The organism is Streptomyces sp. NPDC093586 (assembly GCF_044764905.1).
Taxonomy (GTDB): domain Bacteria; phylum Actinomycetota; class Actinomycetes; order Streptomycetales; family Streptomycetaceae; genus Streptomyces.
This window is the reverse complement of the sequence record NZ_JBIWJA010000081.1, coordinates 1-6,440: the sequence shown is the minus strand read 5'-3', so window position 1 is coordinate 6,440 and position 6,440 is coordinate 1. Positions and strand designations below refer to the sequence as shown.

Annotated in this window: 5 protein-coding genes; 2 read left to right on the top strand and 3 right to left on the bottom strand. The window is 65.0% G+C overall.

All coding sequences use genetic code 11. The features are described 5' to 3' along the window. Positions 1-577 precede the first annotated feature (577 nt). Positions 578-2,275 carry a DUF6119 family protein gene (locus tag ACIRFH_RS36335; RefSeq protein WP_403530799.1) on the top strand — a complete coding sequence of 566 codons (1,698 nt, stop codon included), beginning with the start codon at positions 578-580 and terminating at the stop codon, positions 2,273-2,275. Between the two features lie 140 nt (positions 2,276-2,415). On the opposite strand, the gene ACIRFH_RS36330 is transcribed toward ACIRFH_RS36335, so the two are convergent. Genes ACIRFH_RS36330 through ACIRFH_RS36320 form a run of 3 tightly spaced genes read right to left on the bottom strand, consistent with a single transcriptional unit; the run spans position 2,416 to position 5,813 of the window. Beyond that, positions 2,416-4,380, bottom strand: coding sequence for a DUF3732 domain-containing protein (locus tag ACIRFH_RS36330; protein ID WP_403530797.1), 1,965 nt, complete (start codon positions 4,378-4,380; stop codon positions 2,416-2,418). Positions 4,381-4,384: 4 nt separating this feature from the next. After that, positions 4,385-4,864 (bottom strand): three component ABC system middle component, encoded by a 480-nt coding sequence (locus tag ACIRFH_RS36325; protein WP_403530794.1) that lies wholly within the window; start codon positions 4,862-4,864, stop codon positions 4,385-4,387. Beyond that, positions 4,857-5,813: an ABC-three component system protein gene (locus tag ACIRFH_RS36320; RefSeq protein ID WP_403530792.1), complete on the bottom strand. Its 957-nt coding sequence runs from the start codon at positions 5,811-5,813 to the stop codon at positions 4,857-4,859. The genes ACIRFH_RS36325 and ACIRFH_RS36320 overlap by 8 nt, the downstream gene beginning before the upstream one ends. Before the next feature lie 39 nt (positions 5,814-5,852). Between ACIRFH_RS36320 and ACIRFH_RS36315 the strand changes: the two genes are divergently transcribed. After that, positions 5,853-6,011: a hypothetical protein gene (locus tag ACIRFH_RS36315; protein ID WP_279566329.1), complete on the top strand. Its 159-nt coding sequence runs from the start codon at positions 5,853-5,855 to the stop codon at positions 6,009-6,011. The last annotated feature ends 429 nt before the right edge of the window (positions 6,012-6,440 follow it).

Sequence of the window (6,440 nt, the reverse complement as noted above, 5' to 3'; positions counted from 1 at the left end):
CTCGCCTCGCTTCAGGCATGTCTGTCCCAAAGGCCCCGTACTGGATCGACCCGCGAATCAACACCAAACAACCCTGCCGGGACAAAACGCTCTTTGAGAGCCTGTTGCCGTTCGGGGGACAGGACTTTGCGTTGTTGCTGGCTTCGTTGGCCGGTGTCGGCGCCCAGTTTTTCTGAGCTGCGGCTGTTCCTGTGAGCTGGGGTTTTTCAGATTTTCTGGGTGGTTTTGGCGGTTCCTGGAGTGCTCGGAGTGTAGATCTGAGCGGGGTGGTGGTTGTCTGACCTGCGCGTATGCCGTCTGCGTCGAATGGTCGGGTGTTGTGCAGTTCCAATGAGCCGCTACTTGGTGGGGCCGTGTCAGGTGGTGTCGGGGTTGGTGGTGGACACGGACGCCGGAGAGTTCGGTGTAGAGGGCCAAGAGCCTGGGGTGCCGTCGGTGGGTAGTTCGAGGAGCTTGCCGGTGGATGCTCTGTGCGGCTTCCGTCCGTCCGGCGTTCCCCTTGGGACCGGATAGATCTGTTCGGTGGTGAAGACGGCACCCTGTCTGCTTTCGTAGTGTCTTCAACTGCTTCGCGCGCGTGGAGGCCGTCTTGGGTAGTAGCCGCACATCCCGATCCGCCACCCGTAAGTCCACCCTCCACCGGCTCAGGCCCTCTGAGGGCACCACCCCGGAACTGCGCACGTTCGTCCGCGAGAGATACCTCGACAGTGAGGATTACCAGGCCAGGGAGTTCACCCGCCAGGGGATGGAGGGCTTGCTGATCACCGGAGGCGTTCCCCGAGAGCGCGCCGACTGGTGCAGCGCGGTGGAATCCATCACCGGGCTGGAAGTCAATGAACGCAGCCGCGCCGCGGCGGGACTCATTCTCATACGCACCGGCCGCGGCACCTATGCGCTGAGCTACGGGGTGGGGCAGCACATGCTGGACCCCTACTTCCGTGACGACGAGTTCGGATTGGAGTTCGCGACCCGCTGCCTCGACGACGACGGGGTCATCAAAATCCGCAACCAGATCATGGACGGCAGAGGTCGGGTCGATGAGTACTCAGTGTCACGGGGCGAGCGGATCGACGACTTTGGTTTGGACCGCTTCGGTGCCGTCGTCCGCCGTATCTGTGGCACTGTTAGCGGACTGTCACTGACTTCCCTGGAGGGCGGCAGGACACGACAGGTCCGCGTCGAGTGCTCACAGGCCACCATCAAGCTTCCCCTTGCCACCACCGTGGAGCAGTTCCTGAGCGACCTGCAGGCGATCGAGGAGGTGTGTGCAAGACCTGATCCGCTGCCGCAACTGCGTTTTGTCAGCAGGGTCCACACCCTCGACAGCCGCAGCCAAAAGGCGGTGCAGGCCCAGGCCATCCTGGAAAAGCACCTTGCGGACCCGGACAGTCCCCGCCTGACCATTGGGATTCCTGACTCGTGCCAGGAAAGCTACAGCTCTGCCCAGGCGTTCCGCGCCAGACGAGGCACCCGCACGATCGAGACGAACGACCTGGAACTGCACCACCTGCTGCACTTCGTACAGGACAAGCCTGAGGGAGAACGGCTCAAAGCCCTCGGCGACGTACGGGTCACCATGTTCAGCGACGATGACTTCCTGACCCCGGCCAGCGTCACCACCAACGGGAAAGAGTGGCTCATCGCCGACATCACGATGGGCACAGACCGCCTGTTCTACGGCAACGGCAAATGGTTCGAGGTAGGGGCCGGCTTCCTTGAGACCCTGGAAGAAGAACTCACCGCTTTGTTCACCCAGCCGCAGACGGTCACCCTCCCACGCTGGACCAAAGGTCCACTCGATTCCAAAGGCCGCGACTCTCACGACGAGGACTGGTTCAACCACCAAGCGGCGAAGTCGGACGGGTACCTGCTCTTCGACAAGAAAGACGTCGTCACGGGGAAGTTCAGGGGAGGAGGCCTGGAGATCTGCGACGTTCTCGGCCCCGAGAACCAATTGATCTGCATCAAGAAGGCACCTGCCAGCACGGCTCCCCTCAACCACCTCTTCGCCCAGGGCGTGGTGGCCGTCGAGACGCTGCGCAGCGACCTAGAAGTACGGGCCAAATTCCTTGACCAGGTCGCCGCACACACGCCGGACCACCGCCTGCTCGACGACTTCGGCACGCTCCGGGTGGTCTTCGGGATCCTTCTGAAGGATGGCCAGGACATCCGTGTTGACTCGCTCTTCGCATTTGCCCAGGTCTCGCTGCTCCAGGCAGTCAGGCGGTTGCGCGCGATGAACGCGGAGGTCGAAGTCGTCGCTATCCGCCGCTGACGCAGGGGGCCGCACCCGCACCCTCGCCTGCATGTTGCCGAGCAGCTGTCAGTCGGTGGCACGAAGGCGCGGTCGAAGAGCGCTGTTGTTGGTTCTGTCCAGGGCGGATGCCGGCGGTGGAGAGTGGGGAGGGTGCCTGGCTACGGAGTGGGACTGTCGTCTAGCCAGGTGGTGGGGATGAGTTTTTCGCCGTTGCGCCAGTTGTAGCGGACGGAGTCCTGGTACCAGTCGTGGGGCAGGTCCGCGTGGTCGCTGACGATCATCTGGAAGTTCGGGGCGAGTTCCCTGACGACTTGGTGCATGAGTTCGAAGAGGCGGGTGACGGTCACGCGGTCTTCGTCCAGGGCGAGGTCTTCCAGTCGTCCGCGCTGTTTGGCCATGTCGGAGGGGTAGTAGGGCTGGGTGGGCTGGTCGAGCATGAGGAAGCGGGGCACGGGCCGGCTGTTGGCGACGAAGTACTGGTGGAGGGCGAGATGGGCGGCCACGTGGTAGCCGACGTGGTTCTTGCCGCTGCCGATGCGGAGCAGCTCGGTGATGCCCTCGAGGGTGTCGGCGACGACTGTGAGCTTCTTGAGGTCCAGACGGACCAGGCGGTCGCCGTGTTCGAGTTTCAGGGTCCGGGCGTGGCCGGTCATCTTGCCGCTGAGGTAGCTGAGCCCGTGGGTGAGTTTGTCGTCGGCGGCCTCCGTGTCGAGCTGTTCTTCGATGCTTTGGACGAGTTGCTGGGCGACGGCGACTTTCGTCTCTAGGTGCTGGAGGTGTCCGGTATCGGACGCGGTGTTGATCTGGCCCAGGTAGGCGCTGATCCTGCCGCGGGTGTAGGCCTGGGCTTCGGCCTGTCCGAGGAGGCCGGCCTGCTGGTTGCGCTGTTCGGCGATGATGCTCAGGGCGCCTTCGATGCCGCGGAGTTGTTCGCGTAGGCGCGTCGCCGTCTGCTCGATCTCGCGCAGGGCCTGCTCGCGGCGGGGCTGGACGGTTTGGACGCTGTCGAGCTGCCCTCGGAGGTCTGCGAGGGTGGTGTGCATATCGGCGACGGTGGGGTCTGGCTCGTCCAGTTCGTTTCCGCACAGGGGACAGCTGTGTTCGCCGGGGAAGCCGTCGGGTACGAGGTTGAGCGCGGACAGGCGTGACATGCCGCGGGCGACGGCGCCGGAGTAGCCGGCAGCCTGTGTCTCCAGGTCGTTCAGGAGCTGGCGTTCTTCTGCGAGGGAGCGCAGCTGCCGCCGGAGAGCGGATGACTGTTCGGTGAGGAGGAGCTCCTGCCGCCGCTGTTCCTCGACCGCGTTGTCCGGGGTGGGCCGGGATGAGGCAGCCTGCTGCAGGGCCTCGATGACGGCTGCTCTGTCAGAGGTGTCGACACCGCTGTCGGGGAGCAGTCCGTGGACGCGGGCTTCACCGAGGAGGGACTCAAGGCGGGCCTCGATGCCTTGGTTTGCTTCCTGGGCGGCTTTGAGGTCGTTCTCGGCGCGGCGGAGGGCTCGTTTGGCCTGGGTCAGCTGCTGCTGGAGTGCGGCCTGGTCTTCGGGAACCGCGCCGAGGAAGTAGGGGATCGTGGCCTTGAGGCTCTCGGGGATGCCGCGCTCGTTCTGCCGGTGAAACAGCGACCGCTTGGAGGCGACTTCGTCCTGGTTCTGCAGGCAGAGCAGCACAGCGTGGCCGAGGTTGGCGCTGAGCGGGGAGAGCAGGCTCCCCGGTGCCAGCTCGCTGCGGGTGTCTCCGATGCCGATCCGGCGTCCGAGCTGCTGGCGCAGCTGTGTGGAGTCGGTGTTGACGCGGAGGTCGGGCAGTTCCGGGACACCGAGGTCGTTGCCGACTTCGAGCATGGCGTTGGTGACAAATTTGGCGCCGGGGCGAGGTGCCGGCCTGGCAGCGAGGATGCGTGTGTCGGGCAGTTGCAGGATGACTGCGTACCACGCGACGGTGTTGAAGATCGGGCTGATCGGGAGCGTGGCCTCGTCCCTGCCGAGGCAGAAGTCGACGATGTCGAGCAGCGCGCTCTTGCCTGTCTGGGAGGTGCCGGTGACGATGTTGAGCTCGCCGAGCCGGAAGTCCAGGACGCGCTTTTCGCCGCTCTTGCTGTAGAGGATGATCGACCGGATCTGCACCGGCTCAGGGTCTCACGCCCAGCAGCGCGAACACGGTGGAAGGGTTGTCGGACTTGGCAGTCCAGCGGCCTATCAGCGATGCGGCCTTGATCAGGTCGGCGAGTTCGCCCTCGGTACGGGACTTCGACGGAATCCTGCTCTTGAGAGAGCCCTGCTCGATGGTGAGCATCTGGTGGCGGAGCCCGAAGCGCAGGCCTTCCCGTACGGCGGGTGTCAGTGAGGTGCTGCGCGCGGCAAGGCCTGCGACGAGTGCCGGGTGGTCCGCCACCCAGTTCGTCAGATGGGTGCGCGTCGAGGTGGGCAGCGCTCGCCGCGTGGGTCGGTGCAGGACGAGCGGGGCCACGACGAAGGCCATCGGCCACGGCATCAGCCTGCCGGAGGCTTCCCGCTCGTAGTCGCGTGCCGCGGTGGCGGCGACGGCGGCGACGAGGGCAGGGTTGAGGAAGACGGCGCTGGCTTGCGGGCGCTGGCTCCAGCTAGGCACGGGCGGCCCTGATCAGGTTCTTCACCCGTGCCTCGAAGTCGGGGTGCCATCCGACCCGTCCGCGGTCGGCCAGTTCATGGTGCTTGCCCCGGGAGAAGAACGCCTCGTCGTACGCCTCACGGATTCGGTACCGGGTCTGGTCCAGGGTTTTGCGCAGCAGCGCCTTGCCGGCCTGCTCCTGCTCCCGGTCGGTGGCATCTTCACCCAGGTCGTCGAGCATCCAGTCGAACTCCCGCTGCCACTCGTCGGCGAGGTTGCCTTCGAACCGTTCCAGCTCGTCGAGGTCCACCAGGTCGTCTTCGAGCCAGGCCACGGTCTGGGTGTAGGCGCGGTAGTAGTCCACCATCGCCTTGTTCAACTGGCGGCCGGCGCCCACCCAGCGCAATTGGTGGACGAAGCAGGCATCGGCCAGCTCCGTCTCGGCCTCCCGCGGGAAGTCCTCACGGTCCACCAGCGTGGGCAGTCTGTCCGAGGTGTAGTCGTCGCGGATGCGGCTGATGCGCTGCATCAGCCGGGTCACGGAGACGCTGGTGTGCCGCTTCTGCAGCATGTCCACCGTCTGCTCGTACCACCACGCCCACAGCTGCCGCATGAAGGAGTCGGCGTGCCCGTCGGGAAGCGCGGCCCTGAGCTTCACCCGTACCTGCGCGTCAAGGTCGTCGATGGACGGCGAACCGTCGATGACCCTCATCCGCTGAACAAAGACGGCACGCTGCGCCGGCTGAAGGGCCAGGAAAGCTGCCCGTGCGTCCTTCGTGTCCTTGGCCTTGGACTCCTGCGCGGCGGCGATGAGTAGGTCAAGGGCCTGTGCGGGGGCTGGATTGGGTGCCTTGAGCGCGGCCATAGCCGTACCCGACCGGGCCTCCTGTGTAGTGACCAGGGTCAGCATGGGGCCGTACTCGTCGCCAGGAGCGTGGGTGTCCATCCAGGACTGGATAGTCCGCCACACGTCGTCGTCCTTGTCGCCGAGCGACCGCACACTGCGGATGTGGTGTTTGACCTGCAGGAGTTCAACGGGCCAACCGTCTTCTTCCCACGCAACGTCGTCGTGGAGCTCCAGGCTGATCGCCCCGTCCGGGCGATCCTCTTGTCCTCGCAGCAGCTCAAGGAGGGCGAGCTGCGCCTGGAAGATGTAGCCCAGGGCTGACGCAGATGCCTCATGCGCGGAGGACGTCATGGCCACAGTCTCCCGATTCTGATGTTGCCAGTCCAGAACGTCACAGTAATCGAACACAAGTGTGACAGCAGTGATGTGGTCGGTTCTACCCGGGGTGAATTCCGATGGTGTTGAGGAGGTGTTGTTGCTGGGGGTGCAGGCGTGGCCAGTTGCGGTGTTGGGTGTGGATCCATGTGGTGATGCGTGGCGGGTAGGGCTGGCCGGTGCGGTGGCATGTGTGGGCTTGGTGGTAGGTGCGGTGCCAGTGGTAGGGCCAGGGTAGGTTCCACCAGGGGTCGATGGTGTCGAGGGCGTGCAGGGTTGTGGGGGGTGCCTCTATGTCTTTCGTCAAGCCGAGCTGGTCATGTGGTGACTGCTGCGGGGATGCGCGCTTCGTAGAAGGTCCCGTCGCGGAGCATG